Here is a 22,130-nt window from a genome sequence, read left to right on the forward strand (position 1 = left end):
TGAAGCGGTGGCGGGCGCCGGTCAGAGCAGCCCGGCCTCCTTCAGCCAGTCGGCGGCGGCGGTGTTCGCGGACGCCTGCTCGTCACCCTCGACACGGTCGCGGAGCGTGATGAGGTCGTCGGTCGTGAGCTTCGCGGAGACGGCGTCCAGCACCTCCTTGAGCTCGGGGGTGTCGATGGAGGAGCTCAGGAGCGGGATCACGTTCTGGGCCGCGATCAGGTTCTCCGGGTCTTCGAGCACCGTGAGGTTCTCGGCTTTGAGGGCCGGCGACGTCGTGTAGATGTCGGCCACCTGCACCGTGTTGTCCACGAGCGCCTTGACCGTGTCGGGTCCGCCGAAGTCCTCGTAGGGCACGAAGGTGACCTGGTCGACGCCGTAGACCGACGCGAGGCCCGGGAGGCCGTAGCCGAGCTCGGCGAACTGCGGGTTGGCGCCCAGGGTCAGCGGCTGCACCTTGGAGAGGTCGCCGATCGAGGTCAGGCCGTTGGCCGTGGCGTAGTCGCTGGTGACGACATAGGCGTCCTTGTCCTCGGCCTCGGCGGACGAGTAGACCGTCAGCTCGTCGGCCGCGACCGCATCGGTCAGGGCGCTGTCGACGTCCTCCGTCGTGCGCTGCGTGAAGGCGGTGTCGTAGTACGCGAGCAGGTTGCCGTTGTACTCCGGGATCAGGTTGATCGAGCCGTCCTGCAGCGCCGGGATGGTCTGCTGACGCGGTCCGATGTTGAACTTGGTCTGCACGTCGAAGCCCTTGGCCGTGAGTGCCTGCGCGTAGATCTCGCCGAGGATCTCGCTCTCGGGGAAGGCGAACGAGCCGACGATGATGGTGCTGGAGGATCCGCCACCGGCCGCATCACCTGTTTCGGGAGCGGTGGGATCTCCTTGGGCGCACCCTGCCAGAGCCACCACAGCTCCGACCGCGATGACGCCGAGGGCGACCCGGCCTTTCTTGAGAATATTCATGCTGTGACATTCCTCTCTTGGTTTGGTGTTTCCACCGCCGCCGAGGGACGGGACGCCCGTCGGCGGAGTCGTGCACCCGGGGTCGCGGCGTCGGCGCCGCTCCCGGGAATTCTGGTGAAGCGCTGCACCAGCGCGAACGCGCCGTCCACGATGAGCGCCAGGACGGTCACCAGGATGGCGCCGCCGAGGATCTTGTCGTAGTCGTTCAGGCCGATGCCGCTGCCGATGATGCGGCCGAGGCCGCCGAGGCCCGCGTAGGAGGCGATGACCGCGGTGGCGATGATCTGCAGCGCTCCGGCGCGGAGTCCGCCGATGATGAGCGGCAGGGCGAGCGGGATCTCCACACGCGTGAGGATCTGCGCCTCGGTCATCCCGATCGCGCGGGAGGCGTCGATCGTCTGACGTGACACCGACTCGAGGCCGGCGTAGGCACCGGCGAGGATCGACGGGATGGCCAGGATGATCAGCGCGATCATCGTGCCCCAGAAGATGCCCGACGCCCCCCGCACGATGTTGCCGAGCACCATGGTGAGGAAGAACAGGACGCCGAGGGTGGGCAGGGCGCGCATCGCGCCGGTGAAGCTGATGACGAACTGGCGTCCGCGGCCCGTGTGGCCGATGTAGAAGCCCAGTGGCAGCGCGATGAGCGCCGCGATCGACAGCGCGACGACCGCGTAGAGCAGGTGCTCTCCGATGCGGTCCTGGATCGGGAGCGGCGAGATGCCGCCCGGCTTCCAGTTGGCCGGGTCGAGGATCCACGCGATGGCGTTGAGGAAGAGGTTCATGCCGGACCCCCCGCCGCGATGGGCGCGCTCAGGGCGACGCGACGGCTGCGGCGACGCGCGGAGCGGTCGACCTTCGACCACGGCATCAGCACGCGACCGAGCATCACGAGGATCACGTCGAACAGCAGGGCGATGAGGAGGCTCGCGACGATGCCGACGACCACCTCCTCGAGGTTGTTGCGCGCTTTGCCGTTCACGAAGAGGTAGCCGAGGTTCTGTGAGCCGATGAGCACGCCGACCGAGACGAGCGCGATGGTCGAGACCGACACGACGCGCAGCCCTGCCAGCATGACCGGACCCGCGAGGGGGAACTCGACCTGCCAGAAGCGGCGCCAGGAGGAGAAGCCCATGGCGGTGGCCGCCTGCTTCGTATCGGCCGAGACGGAGGAGAACGCGTCGCTGGTGGCGCGCACCATGATCGCGACCGCGTAGATCGTCAGCGCCACGATGAGGTTGACGTCGCTGAGCACCTTCGTGCCCAGGATCGCCGGGAGGATCACGAACAGCGGGAGCGACGGGATCGTGTAGAGGAGGCTCATCGAGGTGATGATCGTCGCGCGCGGGACGCGCCCGGACAGCGTCAGGCGGCCGAGCGGAATGGCGATCACGAAGCCGAGGAGGATCGGGATGACGCTCAGACGCATGTGGTTGAGCGTCAGATCGATGACGAGCGGCAGGTTCCCGAAGAGCCAGTTCACGGCGCCGGCTCGTCGATCAGCGCACCCTGGGTGCGGCCTTCGCCGTCGACGACGACCGTGCCGGTGGCGGTCTTCTTGAGGCGCAGGGCGCGCTTGCCCTTGTCGCTGCCGATGAAGGAGGCGACGAAATCGGATGCCGGCTGCTCCAGGATCTCGCTCGGGCTGCCCACCTGCGCGACGTGGGCGCCCTTCTCGAGGATGACGACCTGGTCGCCCAGGAGGAACGCCTCGTCGATGTCGTGCGTGACGAAGACGATGGTCTTGCCGATGTCGCTCTGCAGGCGGATGAGCTCCTGCTGGAGTTCGGTGCGCACGATCGGGTCGACGGCGCCGAACGGCTCGTCCATGAGCAGGATGTTCGGGTCGGCCGCGAGCCCGCGGGCCACGCCGACGCGCTGCTGCTGTCCGCCCGAGAGCTGGCTCGGGTAGCGGTCTGCCATTGCGGTGTCGAGGCCGACCGTGGCCATGAGGTCGAGGGCGCGCGTGCGCGCCTCCTTGCGGCTCGTGCCGAGCAGCACCGGCACCGTGGAGATGTTGTCGGCCACGGTGAAGTGCGGCATGAGGCCGGAGTTCTGCATCACGTACCCGATGCCGCGCCGCAGGGCGACGGGCTGCTTGCCGGAGATGTCGTCGCCGTCGATGTGGATGGAGCCGCCGGTCGGCTCGACCATCCGGTTGATCATCCGCAGCAGCGTCGTCTTGCCGCAGCCGGATGATCCGACGAACACCGTCGTCTGGCGCGACGGGATCACGAGACTGAAGTCATCGACGGCGCGGGTGCCGTCGGGGAACTCCTTGGTCACATGGCTGAACTCGATCACGGCTTCTCCTCGTCGGGCGCATGCGCCAGGCGGCGCCACGCGGGTGCGATGGTGGTGTGCGACCCTCGGGGCGGTGAGCCGGGTCGTCGGTCAATCGACGACCTGGACCTCTTTCCAGAACGCGACGTAGCCCGAGAAGTCGGTGCCGACCCGCTCGATGGCCGTGGGGTACGGGGTCGGGTAGGACCAGGCGCGGTCGTCGAGTCTCCGGCCGTCGGCCACGACGGCGTAATACTGCGCCTCGCCCTTCCAGGGGCAGGTGTACGGCGTGGCCGTCTCCTCGAGAGCTCCCGCGGTGACGCTGGCCGGGGGGAAGTACCAGTTTCCCTCGATGCGGACGAGGTCTTCCTGCGGGGCTTCGGCGATGACCGAGCCGTCGAGTACTGCCTTCATGATTCCTCCTGGCCGGCGATCCGATTCACGCCGTCGTCCGCTGCGGGCTGGCCGCAGCGGTGTTCCACGGTACCCCCCACCGCGGACAGGGACCCGGAAAAGACACCCCCTTGCCCTGAACGCGTCACGGAGTGTAATAGTGCGCGTCAGCCGATGACGCGGGCTCCCGCCACCGGGCCGTGCACGTGGAGTGCCGTCCGGCCGGAGGCCGACAGCGTGACCTGCAGCTCGAGAGCATCTTCCGGGCCCGCGGCCAGGAAGGCGAGCGTCGGACCCGAGCCGGAGACGAGGCCGACCAGGGCGCCGGAGCGCTCCCCCAGCTCGAGCGTGTCCCGCAGGTCGGGCCGCAGCGACAGCGCGGCCACCTGCAGGTCGTTGCGGGCGTGCTCGGCGAGCACGGAGGCATCGCCGGCGCGCAGCGCCTGGAGCACCTCGGGGGCGACCGCCGGGGCGCGGGGCGGCGGTGCGATGTCGACGTTGCGGCGACGGCGCAGTTCGTCGAGCCGTCCGTACACGTCCGGCGTGCTCAGGCCGCCGGCATCCGGCACGATGACCCAGTCGAACCGCCCCTTGGCCAGAGCCGGGCTCAGCTGATCGCCGCGACCCGTGCCCACGGCGGTGCCGCCCATCAGCGCGAACGGCACGTCGGCCCCCAGCCGGGAGGCGAGGCGCTGCAGCTGCGCGGTGCCGAGGTCGGCGTTCCACAGGGCGTCGCAGGCGACGAGGGCGGCCGCGGCATCCGCCGATCCGCCTCCCATGCCGCCGGCGACCGGCACCTGCTTCACGATGTCGAGGTGCACGCCGCCCCTGTGCCCGATCTCCTTCGCGAGCAGTCGCGCCGCGCGCAGAGCGAGGTTGCGGTCGTCGGAGGGCACACCGGAGACGTCCACGGCGCCCGTCACCGAGATCGTGAAGTCATCCGCCTCCTCGGCCCAGCAGTCCTCGTGGAGCGAGACGGCCTGATAGGCGGATGCCACGTCGTGGTAGCCGTCCGGCTGCACGTCGCCCACCTCGAAGAACAGGTTGAGCTTGCCGGGGGCGCGCACATGCACGCGGCCCGGGCGCCATGCCGTCGATCCGCTCATGCGTCGACCGGCACCCGGGGCCGCGGCATCCGCTCGCCGGCAGCGCTCATCTGTTCGCCGACTCCGCCCACAGGTCGACGTCGATGGCGTCGGAGAGGGCGTCGATGCGCTCGATCTCCTCCGTGTCGAACGCCGCCCCCTGGAGCGCGGCGATGTTCTCGTCGAGCTGCTCCGGGCGCGAGGCGCCGATGAGCGCCGAGGCGACCACCGGGTCGCGCAGCACCCACTGGATGGCCATCTGCGCGAGCGACTGGCCGCGCTCCTTCGCGATGACGTCCAGGCCCCGCAGCGCACCCAGCGCCGACTCCGACAGCGTGCCGTCGGGCAGCGTCGAGCGCTTCTGCGACCGCTCCGCCGCGCCGTCGGCGAGGTACTTGTCGGTCAGCAGGCCCTGCGCGAGAGGGGTGAAGGCGATCGCGCCCATCCCCTCCTGCGAGAGGACGCCGGTGAGACCGTCCTCGACCCACCGGTTCAGGATCGAGTAGGCCGGCTGGTGGATGACGAGCGGCGTCCCGAGGCTCCGCGCCACCGCGACGGCCTCGGCGGTGCGCTCCGCGCTGTAGGACGAGATGCCCACGTACAGCGCCTTGCCCTGGCGGACGAGCGTGTCCAGCGCGCCGACGGTCTCCTCGATCGGGGTCACCGCGTCGACGCGGTGGGAGTAGAAGACGTCGACGTAGTCCAGCCCCATGCGTCGCAGCGACGACTCGGCGCTGGCGATGATGTGCTTGCGCGAGCCCCAGTTGCCGTACGGTCCGGGCCAGAAGTCGTAGCCCGCCTTCGAGGAGATGAGGAGCTCGTCGCGGTACGGCGCGAAGTCCTCGCGCATCATGCGGCCGAAATTCGTCTCGGCGCTGCCGTAGGGCGGTCCGTAGTTGTTCGCCAGGTCGAAGTGCGAGATGCCGACGTCGAAGGCGTGGCGCAGCACGGCGCGCTGGCGGTCGAACGGGATGTTGTCGCCGAAGTTCCACCACAGGCCCAGCGAGACGGGCGGCAGGAAGAGCCCGGAGGTGCCCACCTGCCGGTAGCGGGTGGCGTCGTACCGCTCGGCGGCGGCGGCGTACGGACGGTGGATCTCGGGGATCCCGGTGCGGAAGCGGGGGTCGACGTCGGTCACGCTCCGAGGCTAGCGCGGCTGCGGCACCAGCGGTGCGGGCGGCCGCGTCGGATGCCGTCGTCCCCCGCCGCCCTCGCCCGTCGCCCGCCGGGTCGCGCGCGGGAGACAATGGAGCTCTGGCCCGCCGACGGGATCACCCTCCGCAACATCCCGGAAACGCCGAGCCGTTAGCGTGGCCTGCCTGCCTGCACCTCGAGGAGCACATTGACGATCCCACTCACCGCACTCCCCCGCGAACCCCGCCTCTGGCCCGTCCTCGCCGAGCGCGAGGACCTGATCCTCGCCGGCGGCGTGCTGCACGTTCCGCACGACGACCTCACGCCCGAGCAGGCCCGCACCGAGGACCTCCTCCTCATCCGCGACGCGCTCGATGCCGCCGGCATCCCCGTCCTGCTGCTGCGTCGCAGCGCCCGGGTGCCCGCGCTGGCCGTGGACGAGGAGCTCCGGGTCGAGGCGCTGGCGGCGATCGCGGAGCTGTGCGAGCGGGAGCCCGTCTACGGGAAGGTGCAGGGGCACGCGCCGCTGCCGATGCAGGACCTCCCCGTGGCCGAGGCCGGTCCGAGCGTCGTGCGGGTGTTCCGACCGCGCATCGCGGCCTCCGGACTGCGCTACGGCGCCGATCACGCGGTGGGTGTGGAGTTCTGGCGGATCGGCGAGGCCCTCGTGGAGGCTCCCCGTGAGAACGTCCTGACGCGCCGCGTGTTCGCCCGGTCGGATCTCGACATCGTCGAGGTGGAAGCCCACGGTCGCTCGTGGCGCACGATCCGCGGCATGTTCGACGCCCAGCCCCACGAGGTGACGGCCGAGATCGACATGGTCTTCTCGTGGGTCGACGGCTCCTCGAGCGAGTTCCTGCGCCAGCGTGCCGCGCGCCTGACCGAGTACGTCGTCGGCGAGGGCGATGACGGCCCGGCGCGCTTCCGCCAGGTCGACGAGCTGCGCTACGCGCTGCGCAGCGTGCACATGTACGCGCCGTGGGTGCGGCGGATCTTCATCGCCACCGACTCCCCCGCGCCGGCCTGGCTGCGGGATCACCCGCGTGTGACGGTGGTGCCGAGCGACGCCTTCTTCGCCGACACCTCGTCGCTGCCGACCCACAACTCGCACGCCGTGGAGGCACAGCTGCACCGCATCGACGGGCTCAGCGAGCACTTCCTCTACTCCAACGACGACATGTTCTTCGCGCGCCCCGTCGACCCCGACCTGTTCTTCACTCCCGGCGGCGTCACGAAGTTCGTCGAGAGCGACGTGCGGATCGGCCCCGGCGCCGCGCGCATCGAGCGCAGCGGGCACGACAACGCCCTCCGCGTCAACCGCGCACTCCTGGAGGAGCGCTTCGGCCGGATCATCTCGCGCGACCTCGAGCACTGCGCGACGCCGCTGCGCCGCAGCGTGATGGCCGAGCTCGAGGACGTGTTCGCCGACGACTTCCGTCGCACCGCGGCATCCCGGTTCCGCGCCGCCACCGACATCTCGGTCACCAACAGCCTGTACCACTACTACGCGCTGCTGACCGGGCGGGCGGTGTCGACCGAGCGGCCGCGCACGCGCTACGTGCAGACGACGCTGGCGCGATCGCTCGCCCAGATGGAGAAGCTCGCGGAGCGTCGCGACATCGACATGTTCTGCCTCAACGACGGCGGCGAGACCGAGGTGCCCGAGACGGTGCGCGTGCGCGCCGTGCTCGACCTGCTCGGACGCATGTTCCCGGTCGCCGCCCCGTGGGAGGACCCTGCCGTCGGCGTCAGCGCAGGACCGTCAGCGGCTCCGTCGGAGGAGAGATCCGCCGCGCATCGCTGAGAGGCGTCTCGATGCCCGCGAGCCGCAGCCGCCGCTGCGCCTCGTCGGCGTCGATGTGCTCGAGGGCCGGGGCGGCGTCGACCGCGACGACGGAGTGCACGACCGTCTCGTCGTAGACGTGCACGAGGTTGAACGAGTGCGCGCCGTCCTGCGGGCGTGTGCCCCCGGTCGGCACCGTGAGGTCCTGCGCGTAGCACGTGGATGAGGCGACCGACACGGGGATGCCCGCGAACGTCGCGAAGGTCGAGTAGTGCAGGTGGCCCGCGATGATCGCGCGGACGTCGGTGCCGCGGAGCACGCGGGCGAGCCGCTGCTGGTCGCGTAGCTCCACGCTCGCCGCCAGCGGCAGCACGGCGGGCACGGGCGGGTGGTGCATGGCCAGGATCGTGCCCAGCGGCGCCGGTGTGGCCAGCACGTCGGCGAGCCACGCGAGCTGGTCGTCGCCGATCTCACCGTGGTGGTGCCCGGGCACGGTGCTGTCCAGCGTCACCAGACGCAGGCCGTCGAGCTCGTCGACGCGGTCGACGGGAGCGGAGGGGTCGGCGGGATGCTGCCCCCACAGCTCCGCGCGGAAGGACGCACGGTCGTCGTGGTTGCCCATCACCCAGAACACGGGGGCGCCGAGCCGCTCCGCGAACGGCTCGACGAGCGCGCGCAGGGTGCCGTAGGCATCGGTCTCACCCAGGTCGACGAGGTCGCCGGTGAAGACGATCGCGTCGGGTCGCACGCGGGAGGCCTCGATGGCGCCGAGCGCACGGGCCAGCCGCCGGGCGCCGTCGATGCTGTCGAAAAGCATCGGGCCGGGCGCGCGCAGGTGGGTGTCACTGAGGTGGAGCAGGATCCGTTCGGGTGCCGGATACTCCGCGATGCGCATGATGTCCCTTTCGCGAACAGCGCCGTTGCCGCGAAACCGCGGTGGTCCATGTCTAGGACATGGTGGGGCGCTCTCCTGCGAACGACACATGACATCCGTGAGAACCGGCCGAGAACGTCCGGTGCCGGCGACTAAGACGCTGCGCGCGCAGCGGCGGCCGCGATCCGCTGGAAGTCGGCGATCGAGAGCTCCTCGCCCCGCGCCGTCGGCGCCACATCCGCCGCCTCGAGCACCGCGGAGGCCTCGGCGGAGCTCCCGCCCAGCACACCCGACAACGCCTGACGCAGCATCTTCCGGCGCTGCTGGAACGCGGCGTCGACGATCGAGAACGTGCGACGCCGTTCGTCGTCGTCACCGCGGGCCGCGGCATCCCGCGTGAAGGACACCAGGACCGAGTCGACGTTCGGCACCGGCCAGAAGACCTGCCGCGACACCGTCCCGGCGAGACGCCACGGCCCGTACCAGGCCGCCTTCGCGCTGGGAGCGCCGTAGACCTTCGACCCGGGCGGTGCGGCGAGACGTTCGCCGACCTCCGCCTGCACCATCACCACGCCGCGACGGAGGAAGGGGAACGTCTCGAGGAAGTGCAGCAGCACCGGCACGGAGACGTTGTAGGGCAGGTTCGCCACGAGCACCGTCGGCTCCCCGGGCAGCTCGGTGATGCGGAGGGCATCGGCGTCGAGCACCGTCAGTGCGCCGTCCGGCACGCCGCGCGCCGCCGCGGTCTCGGGCAGCCGTGCGGCCAGGCGGTGGTCGATCTCGACGGCGAGCACCCTCGCGCCGGTCTCGAGCACCGCGAGGGTGAGCGAGCCGAGCCCGGGTCCGACCTCCACGACGGTCTCGCCCGCACGGACACCCGCGACGGTGACGATCTTGCGGACGGTGTTGGCGTCGACGACGAAGTTCTGGCCCAGCTTCTTGGTGGGGGTGACGTCGAGCTCGGCGGCCAGCGCGCGGATGTCAGCGGCCCCCAGGAGGTTCACGGGCATTGTCTCACTGTAGCCATCGGCGACGCAGGTCCCTGTGCGGGCGGCACGGGCGTGGGTAGTGTGTGCCCATGACTGACGCCGGCGCCATTCCCACAGGTTCGTTCTCGTTCCGCAGTCCGTACGGTCGCAGAGCCGTCGGGCTCTCGGTGGCGGCGGCGGTGGGCGGGTTCCTCTTCGGCTTCGACTCGTCGGTCATCAACGGAGCCGTCGACTCGATCGAGGGCAACTTCGAGCTGAACCCCGTCATCACCGGCTTCGTCGTCGCCGTCGCGCTGCTGGGCTGCGCGGTCGGCGCGATCATCGCCGGCAGCCTGTCGGACCGCTGGGGCCGTCTGCGGGTGATGTTCCTCGGCGCGATCATGTTCTTCGTCTCGTCGATCGGCTCCGGTCTCACCTTCAGCGTCGGCGACCTCATCCTCTGGCGCGTCATCGGCGGTCTCGGCATCGGCATCGCCTCCGTGGTGGCACCGGCCTACATCTCCGAGATCGCCCCGCGCCAGATCCGCGGCGGTCTCGCCTCCCTGCAGCAGCTCGCGATCACCCTCGGCATCTTCACCGCACTGCTCAGCGACGCGGTGCTCGCCTGGGGTGCGGGCGGCGCGTCCTCGCCGCTGTGGTTCGGGCTGGAGGCCTGGCGCTGGATGTTCCTCGTCGGCGTCGTCCCCGCGGCGGTCTACGGCATCCTCGCGTTCACCGTCCCCGAATCGCCCCGGTTCCTGATCAGCAAGGGCCGTCACGACGAGGCACGCGCCATCTTCGCGCGCCTCATCCCGAAGGCCGACCTCGATCAGTCGATACGGGAGCTGACGAAGGCCATCGAGTTCGACAAGGAGACGCAGGGCGTCACCCTCCGCGGACCCGTGCTCGGCCTGCAGAGCATCGTCTGGGTCGGCATCATCCTGTCGGTGTTCCAGCAGTTCGTCGGCATCAACGTGATCTTCTACTACTCCACGACGCTGTGGCAGTCGGTGGGCTTCCCCGAGAGCGCCTCGCTCGGCATCAGCGTCGTGACCTCGATCACGAACGTGCTCGTCACGCTCATAGCGATCTTCCTCGTCGACCGGGTCGGCAGGAAGCCGATCCTGCTCACCGGGTCGGTGATGATGGCCGTCTCGCTCGCCTTCATGGCGATCTGCTTCATGTTCTCCACGACCGACGCCGAGGGCAAGGTGTCGCTGGACGCCCCGTGGGGGCCGATCGCCCTCGTCGCCGCCAACCTCTTCGTCATCGGCTTCGGCGCGTCGTGGGGCCCGCTCGTGTGGGTGCTGCTGGGCGAGATCTTCCCGAGCCGCATCCGCGGCAAGGCGCTCGGCGTCGCCGCCGGCGCGCAGTGGATCGCCAACTTCCTGATCACCGTCAGCTTCCCGGCCATGTCGGCCTGGTCGCTGCCGCTCACCTACGGCATGTACGCCCTGTTCGCCGCGCTGTCGTTCTTCTACGTGTGGCTCAAGATCCCCGAGACCAAGGGCATGGAGCTCGAGAAGACCGAGACGCTGTTCGTCACGCGCCCCAAGGGCACGGCGAAGACCACGTCGTAGGATCTGGGCATGACGAACAACAAGCCGGAGCACGAGAAGGTGCGCGAAGAGCGCGAAGCCGCCCAGAAGGAGAAGGACCGCCTCGAAGAGCGCGAGCAGGAGCGCCTCGACGACGAGGACCGCTGAGCCGTCGCCGGATGCCGGACCGTTCACGGCCGGCATCCGGCACCTGGTGTCCGGCACCTGGCGCGCGAGTCCGACGGCCGTGTCGGGCGTGCTCCCTAGGATGAGCCGATGACACCCGTCGCCGAGCTCATCGCTCCGCGGCGTCTCGGCCGGGACTTCCGCTGGCTGCTGTCGTCGTCGTGGACGAGCAATCTCGGCGACGGCATCGCGCTGGCCGCCTCCCCGCTGCTGATCGCCTCGCTGACCTCCTCACCGCTGCTGGTGGCGGCAGGGGCCATGATGCAGTTCCTGCCGTGGCTCCTCTTCGGCCTGTTCGCGGGCTCCCTCGCAGATCGCGTCGATCGGCGCCGGCTCGTCATGATCGCGAACGCCTCGCGCGCCGTCGTCGTCTCCGTGCTGGTGGTGTTCCTGGCGACCGGGCACATCACCGTGTGGGTCGTGCTGGCGACCGCATTCCTCTACGGCACCGCGGAGGTGTTCGCCGACACCGCCGGCAGCACGCTGCTGCCGATGCTCGTCGCACCCCGCGATCTCGGCATCGGCAACGCGCGCCTGCAGGCCGGCTTCCTGGTCGGCAATCAGCTGGCCGGTCCCCCGGTAGGCGCCTTCCTGTTCGCGCTGGGATCGTTCTGGCCGTTCCTGGTGCAGATCCTGGCGGTCGGCCTCGCGGTCGTGCTCGTGTCGCGCATCGCGCGGACGTCGATCCCGGAGCAGGATGCCGCCGGCGACCGTGACGCGCATCCCATCCGCGAGGGGCTGCGGTGGCTCCGGACGAACGCTCCGGTGCGCTCGCTCGTGCTGATCATCCTCGTGTTCAACGTGACGTGGGCGGCACCGTGGAGCATCCTCGTGCTCTACGCCACCGAGCACCTGCAGATGGGAGCGGTCGGATTCGGCGCGCTGACGACGGCCTCCGCACTGGGCGGACTGGTGGGGACGACGATCTTCGGCCGGCTCGAGCGGCGCCTGCGCTTCTCGACCCTCATGCGCATCTGCCTGACGCTGGAGGTGCTGATGCACCTGGGCTTCGCTCTGACCACCTCGCCGCTGGTGGCCTTCGCGATCATGTTCGGCTTCGGTCTGTACGCCTTCGTCTGGGGCACGATCTCCACGACGGTGCGCCAGCGTCTGGTGCCGCTCGGGCTGCAGGGCCGCATCGCGTCCGTGAACATGGTGGGCATCTTCGCCGGCCTGGTCGTCGGACAGCTCCTGGGAGGGACGATCGCCCAGATCTGGGGGCTGACCGCGCCGTGGTGGTTCGCGTTCGCCGGGTCGGCGGTCACGCTCGCGCTCGTGTGGCGCACCATCTCGCACATCGCGGCCGCGCCGGTGGCGCTGGGCGACGCCGATCAGGCGGCGGAGCGGCGCGAGCGGTAGTAGGTCTGTCGGCGAGCTGTTCACCAACGAATATTTGCTTCTCATCAGCGTTTTCAAAGTCGATGGATGTCGGAGGCCCTCGGCAGGATAGAGGGTATGGACCTCCTTACCGCGCCGCTTCACAGCCTGCAGCAGCAGGCTCGTGAGGTGCTGCGCGGAGCGGAGGACGAGCGCGCGTTCCAGCGATCGAACGAGAGTGAACTCGTCCGTCAGGTAACGGCGATCGGCGCGCTGAGCCGGCTCGTCGACGCCCTCCTGATCGACGCGGTCGGCGAGGTCGTGCGCCGCTCCGAGCAGCCCGATCGCGATGAGCGCATGACCACGCACCTCGGCTGCCGCGACGTCTCCGAACTCGTGCAGATCCTCACGCGCGTCAGCCCGCAGACCGCCTCGCGCCTGCAGAGGGCCGCTCAGGTCGTACGGCCCACCGTGTCGGACATGACAGGCGAACTGCTGGATGCCGCGCTCCCCTGCCTGCGCGAAGCGATGACCGACGGCGTGCTCGGCCTCGACGGCATCCTCGCGATCTGCGAGCCGCTGCAATCGACGGCGCCACGAGTTCCGACCGACGCCCACCGTGAAGCCGCCGGGATCGTCGTCGCCGAGGCACGGGGAGAGGGTCCGGACGGCGCTCCCCCGGCGTGCGCATCGCTGCTGAAGATCCACGCGCAGACGTGGGCGCTCGCCCTCGATCAGGACGGGGCCGAGCCTAGCGAGCGTGCCGCCATCCGGCGCCGCTCCTTCACCATCGGGGTGGCCACGCCGTCGGGGGTGGCCGTGCGCGGCATACTGCTCCCCGACGTCGCGGCGCAACTGCAGACGATCTTCGACGCCCAGATCTCACCCAAGGTGGCGTTCGTCGACACCCACGAGGCCGACGGCTCACCGATTGCGCCCCTCGACGACCGCAGCCGCGCGCAGAAGCAGCACGATGCCCTTGCCAGCGCCCTTGATGTCGCCGCCTCCAGCGGACTGCTGCCGACGCTCGGCGGCCACGCACCGACACTCGTGGTCTCGGTCGACGCCGACGATGTCGCCGGCGGCACGGGCTACGCGTACGCCCAGGGCTGCGATCAGCCCCTCACGATCGCCGCCGCCCACCACATCGCCTGCCACGGCGCCATACAGCGTGTCACCAACCGCGACGGCCGCATCGTCGCGATCAGCACCGCGGAGCGCGTCTTCAACCGCCACCAGCGCCGCGCGATCGCGCTCCGTGACGGAGGCTGCGTGATCCCCGGATGCGGCGTCCCCGCCGCATGGTGCGAGATCCACCACGTGCTCGAACACGCGAACGACGGACCGACGCACACCGACAACGGTGTGCTGCTGTGCTGGTTCCATCACCGGTTCCTCGACCGGATCGGCTGGCGCATCCGTATGAATTGCGGTGTGCCCCAGGTGCGGGCGCCGGGGTGGTTCGACCCATCGATGCGATGGCGCACCGTCACGACATCGCCGACCCGCCTCGCCGGTGCCGCCGCCGTCCGGAGGACGTGACGCAGACCTGCGTCCTACCCGAAGCCGAACCGGCGTCCGACGAATACGATCGCGAACCCGCGTCCCGCCGGCAGCAGGATCCGGCGTCACACCGACAGCCGGACCCGCGTCAGTCGTCGAACGCGCCGTAGACCTCGAGGGTGTTGGCGGCGAGCTGAGCGCACAGCTCGTCGAGCGGAAGGTCGAGCTCCGCGGCCAGGAACCGCACCGTCACCGGCACGAGGTAGGGCGCGTTGGGACGACCGCGATGGGGCACGGGGGTGAGGAACGGGGCATCCGTCTCCACCAGGATGCGCTCCCGCGGCGTGACGGCGAGGGCGTCGCGGAGGTTCTGCGCGTTTTTGAACGTCACATTGCCCGCGAACGACAGGTAGTAGCCCGCCTCGGCCGCGACGCGCGCCATGGCGGCGTCGCCGGAGAAGCAGTGGAACACCGTGCGCTCCGGAGCTCCGACGCGCACCAGCGTCTCGAGCACGGCGTCGTGGGCGTCGCGATCGTGGATCTGCATGGCGATGCCGTGCTTCTTCGCGAGGGCGATGTGCGCCTCGAAGCTCTCGAACTGGGCCGGCCGGCCGTCCTCGGCGGTGCGGAAGAAGTCCAGCCCCGTCTCACCGACGGCCCGCACGCGCGGCTGTGCGGCCAGCTCGTCGATCACGCGGATCGCCTCGTCGAGCCGACCGGCCGCCGCGTACTCCGGCGCCTCGTTCGGATGGATGGCGACCGCGGCGAGCACGCGCGGATGGGATGCCGCGGCCCACGCCGACCAGCGGCTGGAGTCGATGTCGCCGCCGGCCTGCACGACCCCGATGACGCCGACCTCTGCGGCACGGTCGAGCTGCTCGTCGAGCGACAGTCCGACGCCGTCCTCGATCTCGAGGTGCGCGTGGTTGTCGTAGACCGGCACGCTGAGCGGCGCGGGCGCGTCGGGGTAGGTCACGTCGCGCGAGCCCTTCTCGCGCGTGCGGACGTACTGCGACGGGTCGGTCACCGCGCCTGCTCGACGCGGGGGAAGAGCGGGGCGAGGCCGTTGACCGACGTGCCCGGACGCAGAGCCCCCCACCGGCCCGCCTCGCGCAGCGGCTGCGCGTCGAGCGCGCCGAGCTCCGCACCGGCGCCGAGCGCCTCCCACAGCTTCTGCGTCGCGATCGGCGTCACCGGCGACAGCAGCACCGCGAGGGCGCGGAGTCCCTCGGCCGCCGTGTAGAGCACGGTGCCCAGGCGCGCGCGCTGCGCATCGTCCTTCGCCAGAGCCCACGGCTCGTTCTCGGTGATGTACAGGTTCAGCGCGTCGACGATCGTCCAGATCGCCGCGATGGCCTCGTCGATGCGGAAACGCTCGATCGCGGCATCCGCGTCGTCGGCGGCCTTCGCGACGATCCGCTGGATCTCGATGTCCTTCTCCGTGTACTCCGCCGGCGGCGGCACGATGGCCTCGAAGTAGCGCTCGACCATCGCGACGGTGCGGGAGGCGAGGTTTCCGAAGCCGTTGGCGAGCTCGGCCTGGTAGCGGGCCGACAGGTCCTCCCAGGAGAACGAGCCGTCCTGGCCGAAGGCGATCGCCGACAGGAAGTAGAACCGGTACGCGTCCGACCCGAAGACGTCGGTGATCTCGGTCGGGGCGATCCCCGTCAGCTTGGACTTCGACATCTTCTCGCCGCCGACCAGCAGCCAGCCGTGCGCGAAGACGCCGCGCGGCACCTCGACGCCGGCGGCCATCAGCATCGCCGGCCAGATGACGGCGTGGAAGCGCAGGATGTCCTTGCCGACCACGTGGTACGCCGGCCACCGGCGGGCGAACTCCTCGGGGTCGCTGCCGTAGCCGACGGCGGTGGCGTAGTTCAGCAGCGCATCGACCCACACGTAGATGACGTGCGACTCGTCCCAGGGCACCTTGATGCCCCAGTCGAACGTCGACCGCGAGATCGACAGGTCCTTCAGTCCGTTCTTCACGAACGAGACGACCTCGTTGCGGGCCGACTCGGGCCGCACGAAGTCGGGCACCGTGCGGTAGAGCTCGAGCAGCTGATCCTGGAACGCGCTGAGCGTGAAGAAGTAGTTCTTCTCCTGCAGCAGCTCGAGCGGCTTCGAGTGGATCGCGCAGACCTTCAGGCCCTCGAACGCACCGGTGCCGTCGACGATCTCGGATTCGGTCTTGAACTCCTCGCAGCCGACGCAGTAGAGCGCCTCGAACTCGCCCGCGTAGATGTGGCCGCGGTCGTAGATCGCCTGCACGAACTTCTGCACGCGCTCCTCGTGGCGCTCCTGCGTCGTGCGGATGAAGTCGTCGTTGGCGACGTCGAGCGTCTCCAGCAGCGGGAACCACGATTCGCTGACGAGCCGGTCGACCCACTCCTGCGGCGTCGCGCCGTTGGCGGCGGCGGCGCGGAGCATCTTCTGACCGTGCTCGTCGGTGCCCGTCAGCATCCAGGTGTCGTCACCGGCCTGGCGGTGCCAGCGCGCCAGCGCGTCCACGGCCACGGTCGTGTAGCCGTGGCCGATGTGCGGCACGTCGCTGGGGTAGTAGATCGGCGTCGTGATGTAGAAGGAGCCGTCGGAAGTCACCAGCCGATTCTAGTTCGGCGGGATGCCGCGGCCCCGCGCTGTGACAGCGCCCCGCGTGCGCGGCTCAGCCCTGGACGGCGAGGGCCGCCTGGTACAGCTCCCGAGAGGAGTGCCCGGTGTGCGCGGACACCTCGGCTGCGGCATCCTTCAGACGCAGGCCCGAGCGCTTCAGCTCGAGCACCTGCGTCACGGCATCGGGGAACGCGATGCTGCGCGGCGGCGCACCCTCGACGACGAGGACGACCTCGCCGCGCACGCCGCCCTCCGCCCACGCGGCCAGCTCCGACAGCGGGCCGCGCACGACCTCCTCGAAGAGCTTCGTCAGCTCGCGGCAGACGGCCGCCCGCCGGTCGGGCCCGAAGGCCGCGGCGAGATCGGTCAACGTCTGGCCGACCCGCGACGGCCCCTCGAAGAACACGAGGGTGCGCGGCTCGTTCGCCAGCGCGCGGAAGGCGGCGGCCCGCTCCCCCGGCTTGCGAGCCGGGAACCCCTCGAACGCGAAACGGTCGGTGGGCAGGCCGGACACGGCGAGCGCGGTGATGACGGCACTCGGTCCGGGGAGGGCGGTCACCCGAACCCCCGCGGCGACGGCGGCGCTCACGAGGGCGTATCCCGGATCGCTGACGGTGGGCATGCCCGCGTCGCTGACCAGGAGGAGGTCCTGTTCGGCGGCGAGCGCGGCCAGTTCGGCGGCCTTGTCCTTCTCGTTGTGGTCGTGGAGCGCGATGAGGCGCGGCCGGTTCTTCACACCGAGGCCCGCGAGCAGGCGCTGCGTCGTGCGCGTGTCTTCGGCGGCGACGACGGCCACCTGCTCGAGGGTCTCGACGAGCCGCGCGGTCGCATCGGACAGGTTGCCGATCGGGGTGGCGGCGAGGATCAGCATCGTCCCAGTCTGACAGCGGACGGCTCCCACCGGCCACGACCGTATCCTTGTGGTCGTGACGTCGACCGAGGAGCCGCTGCTCGGCGGGCCCCCGACCGAGGCCGCCCGCCCGCCGCTGTACGAGCGTCTCGTCGGCCGCCTGTACGCCGACGCGGGTCGCCGCCGCCTGGTCGATTGGCTCGCACCGGTGCTGATCACGCTGATCGCCGGCATCCTGCGCTTCGCGAACCTCGGCCAGCCGCACGCGCTCGTCTTCGACGAGACCTACTACGTCAAGGACTCCTGGAGTCAGTGGAATCTCGGGTATCCCGCGACGTGGCCCGACGGCGCCGATGAGAGCTTCGTGGCCGGCGACACGAACGTCTTCACCACGATGGGCAGCTTCGTCGTGCACCCGCCGCTGGGCCGCATGCTCATCGGGCTGGGGATGTTCCTCACCGGTGCCGACTCGTCGGCGGGCTGGCGACTCGCCACCGCGGTGTTCGGCACGGCTCTCGTGCTGCTGGTCTACCTGGTCGCCAAGACGCTGACCTCTTCGACGGTGTTCGCCTCGGTCGCGGGCGGTCTGATGGCGATCGACGGCCTCGCGATCGTGATGAGCCGCGTGGCCCTGCTCGACGTGTTCCTCGCGTTCTTCGTGCTGCTGGGGATCTGGTTCGTGATCCTCGACCGGAAGACGCACGCCGCGCGGTTCCGCACGCCGGCCGCGGGTGGAGCGCCCTGGGGACCGGTGCGCTGGAACCGGCCGTGGCTGCTGGCCGCCGGTGCCGCCTTGGGGGCCGCATCGGCCGTGAAGTGGTCGGGGCTCTACGTCATCGCCGCGGTCGGCCTCTACGTCGTCGTCTCCGATGCGCTCCTTCGTCGACGCGCCGGCGTCGCGATGTGGCCGACGGATGCCGCATTCCGCCAGGGTGCGGTGTCGTTCCTGCTGCTCGTCCCCGCCGCCGCCGTCGTCTACCTCGCGTCGTGGACGGGATGGCTGACCACGACGGGCGGCTGGGCCCGCGACGCCGCGGACGCGCACCCGGCGACCGGCTTCCTCGGCTGGGTGCCGCTCGCGCTGCAGAGCCTGTGGGACTACCACCGGCAGATCTACGACTTCCACGTCGGACTGACCTCACCGCACAGCTATGCCAGCCCCGCGTGGCAGTGGCCGCTGCTCGTGCGCCCGACCTCGATGTACTACCACCAGGACGCCTTCGGCGAAGCGGGCTGCGGCGCGGTGAACGGCTGCGTGCAGAACATCTACAGCATGCCGAATCCGCTGCTGTGGTGGGCCGGCGTCGCTGCGGTGCTGTGGATCGCGTACCGCTTCGTGCGCACGCGTGACGCGCGCCTGGCCGTCGTGCTCGTCGGGGCCGGCGCGACGTATCTGCCGTGGCTCCTCTACCCTGAGCGGACGATCTTCGAGTTCTACACGATCGCGATCCTGCCGTTCATGGTGCTGGCGGTGACGTTCGCGCTGCGCGATGTCGCGGGGCTGGCGCGGGCTGCGACCGCTCCTGCTGCCACGGTCGGAGAGGACGTCCCTGGCGCCGCGGTGGCAACGGACGTTCCGGGCGCCTCGGTGGCCTCGGTGGCCTCGGTGGCCTCGGTGGCCTCGGTGGCCTCGGTGGCCTCGGTGGCCTCGGTCGAGCGTCGGCGCACCGGTCAGCGGATCGTGCTCGTCTTCCTCGCCCTCGTGCTCGCCACGGCGATCTTCTGGTACCCGGTGCTGACCGCGATGCCCGTGCCCTACGACTTCTGGCGGGCGCACAATTGGCTCCCGTCCTGGATCTAGCGCTCGGCGCTGACCTGGTCCGGCTCGGTGACGGGCAGTCGGCACGCGAAGTCGCGGCAGTCGTAGAGGGTCGGGGCACCGCCCTGGGAGGTCTTCCCCTCGAACAGCGAGAAGCCCGCCGCGGCGAACGCCTCCGCCTGCGCGGGGGTGACGAAGGTGAGCACGTCGGCGCGGACGCGGCGCGCGGCATCCACCAGCGCGCCGGTGGGCGGGGCCGCGATGACGACGACCTGGCGTGGACCCTCGGCGAGCTGCGCGGCGACGCGAAGCATCGCTCCGGCGCCGATCGGCTGCGCCAGCGCTGACGGAGCGGCGGTCGCCGTCATCGCCGCCGCGACGCGGCGGTAGCGGTCACCGGCGCCCAGCGCCCAGGCCGTGAACGCCGCAGCGGCGACCGCGGAGCGTCCGGACGGGTGATCGCCGTCGGACTCGTCGGCGGGGGCGGCGAGGCCCTGCGCCGCCAGCACCGGGTCGCCGCCGCCCGGGGCGCGGACGATCAGCGTGCCGGAACCGTCCGTGAGGCACGCGTCGAGGAGCTCCCGCGCCCTCACCGCGTAGGCGACCTCTCCGGTCGCCGCGGCCAGGTCGAACAGCCCACCGGCCAGCAGGCCCCAGTCCTCCAGGGCGGCCGGTGCCCGGGAGGGGATCTCGTCGAGCGACGCGCGGCGCAGCATCCCGTCGTCGTCGACGTTGACCTCGAGCACGGCGTCGGCCGCCCACCGGGCCGCTTCGAGGAGGTCCGGCTCGTCGAGGGCGAGGGCGGCGCGCGCCAGGGCGCCGATCGCCATGCCGTTCCACCCGGTGACCACCTTGCCGTCGACGGCGGGCGGAGCCAGGTCGCGGCGCCCCGCGGCATCGCGCAGGTAGTAGCCGCCCTCGGAGCGGGCGCCGTCGATCGTCGACTCGGAGTCCTGTGCGGCGGCGAAGCCGCCCGAGGGAAGCTGCAGCACCTCGCGGACGAAGGAGGCTATGCCGCGGGCGACACGGTCGTCGCCCGCGTCGAGGGCGACGTCGATGAGCCCGGCATTGTCGGTGAGCATGCGCTCGTAGTGCGGCACGGTCCAGTCGCGCCGGGTGGCGTACCGGAAGAAGCCGCCGTCGACAGCGTCGCGCAGCTCGGATGACGCCATCGCCGTCAGGGCGCGCGTGGCGACGTCTGCGGCGGTGCGGTCGAGCCGCGGCGCCTGGAGGAACCGCAGCGCGGGCACCGTCGGGAACTTCGGCGTCTGCATGCCGGCGCCGGCGGCCGCGAAACCGCCGTGCTCGCGGTCTTCGAGGGCGATGAGCCGCCCGGCGGCGTCCGAGAGCTGCTCACGCGTGGGCGTACGCGACTCGTCGGCCGCCTCGGCCTCCGCGAGGCGCGCGAGGGCGGCGGCGAGCTGCGTGCCGGTGTCGAGCACCTCGCTGCGGCGCTGCGTCCATGCCTCGCGCACGGCGCCCAGCACCTGCGGGAAGCCCGCCATCGGCGGACGCGCCTCCGGAGGCCAGTACGTGCCCGCGAAGAACGGCTGCCCGTCGGGGGTCGCGAAGACGGTCAGCGGCCAGCCGAGGTTCCGCGTGAACGCACCGGCGGCGGCCATGTACGCCGCGTCGACCTCCGGGTGCTCCTCGCGGTCGACCTTGACCGACACGAATCCGTCGTTGAGGACGGCTGCGACGGCGGCGTCCGAGAAGGACTCCCGCGCCATCACGTGACACCAGTGACAGGTCGAGTAGCCGATCGACACCATCACCGGGACGTCGCGCCGCCTCGCCTCGGCGAAGGCCTCCTCGCCCCACGGGAACCAGGCGACAGGGTTGTCGGCGTGGGCCCGGAGGTAGGGGCTCGTCGCGTCGGCGAGGCGGGAAGCCACGTCGCGTCCGATCAGTTGACGTCGTCGGGGTGGCTGCCGACGCGACCCGAACCGTCCTGCGGGTCGAGGGCGTCGATCGCGGCGACCTCGTCGCCGGTCAGCTCGAAGCCGAACAGGTCGGCGTTCTCGCGGATCCGCTCGCGGCTCGACGACTTCGGGAACACGATGAAGCCGCGCTGCAGGTGCCAGCGGAGCACGACCTGCGCGGGCGTGACATCGTGCGCAGCGGATGCCGCTGCCACCGGCTCGGCACCGAACAGGTCGTACTTGCCCTGGCCGAGGGGACCCCACGACTCGATGGCCACGCCGTGCGCGGCCGCCCAGTCGGTGACGTCGCGCTGCTGGTAGGCGGGGTGCAGCTCGATCTGGTCGACCGCGGGGGTGACGCCGGTCGCCTCGATGATGCGCTCGAGGTGCTCGACGCGGTGGTTGGAGACGCCGATGCTGGTCGTGAGGCCCGCGTCACGGAGCTCGATGAGCTTCGTCCAGGCGTTCACGTACTGGTCGTTCCGGGGTGCCGGCCAGTGCACCAGGTACAGGTCGACGCGGTCGAGCCCGAGCTTGTCGAGGCTCTCACCGAGCGCGGCGCGGGGGTCGTCGCCGGCCTGACGGTCGTTCCATAGCTTCGTGGTGATGTAGAGCTCGTCGCGCGCCAGGCCGCTGGCCGCGATCGCCGCACCGACACCCTCTTCGTTGCCGTAGATCGCGGCGGTGTCGATGTGGCGGTAGCCGGCCTCGAAGGCCTCGCTCACGAGGCGCTCGGCGTCATCGGCGGGAACCTTGAACACGCCGAAGCCGAGCTGGGGGATGGATGTGCCGTCGTTGAGCTGCACGGAGGGAATCGTCATCCCCCAAGCCTAGGTCGGCCTCACCTCGCGTCATCCGGATCGGTCGCAATCCGTGCCGCCGATTGCCGACCGCGGTGTCCTCGTGCTAGCGGGTGTCCCGATGCACGGCGAGGACGGGCGTCGAGGACCGCGCCGGAGGGC

Annotated in this window: 19 protein-coding genes; 5 read left to right on the top strand and 14 right to left on the bottom strand. The window is 70.8% G+C overall.

Features of this window, described 5'->3' with window-relative positions; genetic code table 11:
* Nucleotides 1-21 precede the first annotated feature (21 nt).
* The 7 genes from CVS47_RS09855 to CVS47_RS09885 form a co-directional block, all read right to left on the bottom strand.
* A complete protein-coding gene (locus tag CVS47_RS09855; RefSeq protein WP_127095917.1) occupies nt 22-960 on the bottom strand; it encodes an ABC transporter substrate-binding protein in 939 nt (312 codons plus the stop codon).
* The gene (locus CVS47_RS09860; protein ID WP_127095918.1) at nt 957-1,745 is read right to left on the bottom strand and encodes an ABC transporter permease; all 789 of its coding nucleotides are present in this window, start codon (nt 1,743-1,745) and stop codon (nt 957-959) included. The genes CVS47_RS09855 and CVS47_RS09860 overlap by 4 nt, the downstream gene beginning before the upstream one ends.
* Nucleotides 1,742-2,443 carry an ABC transporter permease gene (locus CVS47_RS09865; protein ID WP_127095919.1) on the bottom strand — a complete coding sequence of 234 codons (702 nt, stop codon included), beginning with the start codon at nt 2,441-2,443 and terminating at the stop codon, nt 1,742-1,744. Before CVS47_RS09865 ends, CVS47_RS09860 begins: the two co-directional genes overlap by 4 nt.
* Nucleotides 2,440-3,264 carry an ABC transporter ATP-binding protein gene (locus tag CVS47_RS09870; RefSeq protein WP_127095920.1) on the bottom strand — a complete coding sequence of 275 codons (825 nt, stop codon included), beginning with the start codon at nt 3,262-3,264 and terminating at the stop codon, nt 2,440-2,442. Before CVS47_RS09870 ends, CVS47_RS09865 begins: the two co-directional genes overlap by 4 nt.
* Before the next feature lie 90 nt (nt 3,265-3,354).
* Nucleotides 3,355-3,657: a DUF427 domain-containing protein gene (locus CVS47_RS09875; protein WP_127095921.1), complete on the bottom strand. Its 303-nt coding sequence runs from the start codon at nt 3,655-3,657 to the stop codon at nt 3,355-3,357.
* A 146-nt stretch (nt 3,658-3,803) separates the two neighbouring features.
* Complete coding sequence (locus CVS47_RS09880; RefSeq protein WP_127095922.1) at nt 3,804-4,742, bottom strand: 4-(cytidine 5'-diphospho)-2-C-methyl-D-erythritol kinase; 939 nt, start codon at nt 4,740-4,742, stop codon at nt 3,804-3,806.
* A gap of 46 nt (nt 4,743-4,788) precedes the next feature.
* On the bottom strand, nt 4,789-5,859 hold the full coding sequence (locus CVS47_RS09885; protein WP_127095923.1) for an aldo/keto reductase: 1,071 nt from the start codon (nt 5,857-5,859) through the stop codon (nt 4,789-4,791).
* Between the two features lie 204 nt (nt 5,860-6,063).
* Between CVS47_RS09885 and CVS47_RS09890 the strand changes: the two genes are divergently transcribed.
* Nucleotides 6,064-7,659, top strand: coding sequence for a stealth conserved region 3 domain-containing protein (locus CVS47_RS09890; RefSeq protein WP_241240106.1), 1,596 nt, complete (start codon nt 6,064-6,066; stop codon nt 7,657-7,659).
* Here the strand turns inward: CVS47_RS09890 and CVS47_RS09895 are convergent.
* Nucleotides 7,604-8,533 carry a phosphodiesterase gene (locus tag CVS47_RS09895; protein WP_127095924.1) on the bottom strand — a complete coding sequence of 310 codons (930 nt, stop codon included), beginning with the start codon at nt 8,531-8,533 and terminating at the stop codon, nt 7,604-7,606. The two genes, CVS47_RS09890 and CVS47_RS09895, sit on opposite strands and share 56 nt — an antisense overlap.
* Nucleotides 8,534-8,664: 131 nt before the next feature.
* Nucleotides 8,665-9,522, bottom strand: a complete 858-nt coding sequence (gene rsmA, locus CVS47_RS09900; protein WP_127095925.1) for a 16S rRNA (adenine(1518)-N(6)/adenine(1519)-N(6))-dimethyltransferase RsmA — start codon at nt 9,520-9,522, stop codon at nt 8,665-8,667.
* 68 nt (nt 9,523-9,590) lie between these two features.
* On the opposite strand from rsmA, the gene CVS47_RS09905 reads away from it, so the two are divergent.
* The 3 genes from CVS47_RS09905 (at nt 9,591) to CVS47_RS09915 (ending at nt 14,063) form a co-directional block, all read left to right on the top strand.
* A complete protein-coding gene (locus tag CVS47_RS09905; protein WP_127095926.1) occupies nt 9,591-11,060 on the top strand; it encodes a sugar porter family MFS transporter in 1,470 nt (489 codons plus the stop codon).
* 234 nt (nt 11,061-11,294) lie between these two features.
* Nucleotides 11,295-12,563, top strand: a complete 1,269-nt coding sequence (locus CVS47_RS09910) for an MFS transporter (RefSeq protein ID WP_127095927.1) — start codon at nt 11,295-11,297, stop codon at nt 12,561-12,563.
* A gap of 96 nt (nt 12,564-12,659) precedes the next feature.
* Nucleotides 12,660-14,063, top strand: a complete 1,404-nt coding sequence (locus tag CVS47_RS09915; protein WP_127095928.1) for an HNH endonuclease signature motif containing protein — start codon at nt 12,660-12,662, stop codon at nt 14,061-14,063.
* Between the two features lie 109 nt (nt 14,064-14,172).
* Here the strand turns inward: CVS47_RS09915 and CVS47_RS09920 are convergent, their stop codons facing one another.
* From CVS47_RS09920 to rsmI, 3 genes are all read right to left on the bottom strand, one after another.
* On the bottom strand, nt 14,173-15,051 hold the full coding sequence (locus tag CVS47_RS09920; protein WP_127095929.1) for a TatD family hydrolase: 879 nt from the start codon (nt 15,049-15,051) through the stop codon (nt 14,173-14,175).
* Entirely contained in the window at nt 15,048-16,625 is a 1,578-nt protein-coding gene (metG, locus tag CVS47_RS09925; RefSeq protein ID WP_127095930.1) for a methionine--tRNA ligase, read from the bottom strand. The genes CVS47_RS09920 and metG overlap by 4 nt, the downstream gene beginning before the upstream one ends.
* A gap of 64 nt (nt 16,626-16,689) precedes the next feature.
* Nucleotides 16,690-17,508 (bottom strand): 16S rRNA (cytidine(1402)-2'-O)-methyltransferase, encoded by an 819-nt coding sequence (rsmI, locus tag CVS47_RS09930; protein WP_127095931.1) that lies wholly within the window; start codon nt 17,506-17,508, stop codon nt 16,690-16,692.
* 55 nt (nt 17,509-17,563) lie between these two features.
* Here rsmI and CVS47_RS09935 point away from each other — a divergent pair, with 55 nt between their 5' ends.
* Nucleotides 17,564-19,288 (top strand): dolichyl-phosphate-mannose--protein mannosyltransferase, encoded by a 1,725-nt coding sequence (locus CVS47_RS09935; RefSeq protein ID WP_127095932.1) that lies wholly within the window; start codon nt 17,564-17,566, stop codon nt 19,286-19,288.
* On the opposite strand, the gene CVS47_RS09940 is transcribed toward CVS47_RS09935, so the two are convergent.
* Together CVS47_RS09940 and CVS47_RS09945 are read right to left on the bottom strand one after the other, a co-directional pair.
* On the bottom strand, nt 19,285-21,141 hold the full coding sequence (locus tag CVS47_RS09940; RefSeq protein ID WP_127095933.1) for a thioredoxin domain-containing protein: 1,857 nt from the start codon (nt 21,139-21,141) through the stop codon (nt 19,285-19,287). The genes CVS47_RS09935 and CVS47_RS09940 overlap by 4 nt on opposite strands.
* 11 nt (nt 21,142-21,152) lie before the next feature.
* Nucleotides 21,153-21,989 (bottom strand): aldo/keto reductase, encoded by an 837-nt coding sequence (locus CVS47_RS09945; protein WP_127095934.1) that lies wholly within the window; start codon nt 21,987-21,989, stop codon nt 21,153-21,155.
* Between the last annotated feature and the right edge of the window lie 141 nt (nt 21,990-22,130).

The sequence above is a fragment of the Microbacterium lemovicicum genome, from assembly GCF_003991875.1.
Lineage (GTDB): Bacteria > Actinomycetota > Actinomycetes > Actinomycetales > Microbacteriaceae > Microbacterium > Microbacterium lemovicicum.

What these genes read in the sequence shown, in the direction of transcription:
- CVS47_RS09855 (WP_127095917.1), bottom strand. Translation starts at nt 960, where the DNA reads ATGAATATTCTCAAGAAAGGCCGGGTCGCCCTCGGCGTCATCGCGGTC.
- CVS47_RS09860 (WP_127095918.1), bottom strand. Translation starts at nt 1,745, where the DNA reads ATGAACCTCTTCCTCAACGCCATCGCGTGGATCCTCGACCCGGCCAAC.
- CVS47_RS09875 (WP_127095921.1), bottom strand. Translation starts at nt 3,657, where the DNA reads ATGAAGGCAGTACTCGACGGCTCGGTCATCGCCGAAGCCCCGCAGGAA.
- CVS47_RS09880 (WP_127095922.1), bottom strand. Translation starts at nt 4,742, where the DNA reads ATGAGCGGATCGACGGCATGGCGCCCGGGCCGCGTGCATGTGCGCGCC.
- CVS47_RS09895 (WP_127095924.1), bottom strand. Translation starts at nt 8,533, where the DNA reads ATGCGCATCGCGGAGTATCCGGCACCCGAACGGATCCTGCTCCACCTC.
- rsmA (WP_127095925.1), bottom strand. Translation starts at nt 9,522, where the DNA reads ATGCCCGTGAACCTCCTGGGGGCCGCTGACATCCGCGCGCTGGCCGCC.
- CVS47_RS09905 (WP_127095926.1), top strand. Translation starts at nt 9,591, where the DNA reads ATGACTGACGCCGGCGCCATTCCCACAGGTTCGTTCTCGTTCCGCAGT.
- CVS47_RS09910 (WP_127095927.1), top strand. Translation starts at nt 11,295, where the DNA reads ATGACACCCGTCGCCGAGCTCATCGCTCCGCGGCGTCTCGGCCGGGAC.
- CVS47_RS09915 (WP_127095928.1), top strand. Translation starts at nt 12,660, where the DNA reads ATGGACCTCCTTACCGCGCCGCTTCACAGCCTGCAGCAGCAGGCTCGT.
- rsmI (WP_127095931.1), bottom strand. Translation starts at nt 17,508, where the DNA reads ATGCTGATCCTCGCCGCCACCCCGATCGGCAACCTGTCCGATGCGACC.
- CVS47_RS09945 (WP_127095934.1), bottom strand. Translation starts at nt 21,989, where the DNA reads ATGACGATTCCCTCCGTGCAGCTCAACGACGGCACATCCATCCCCCAG.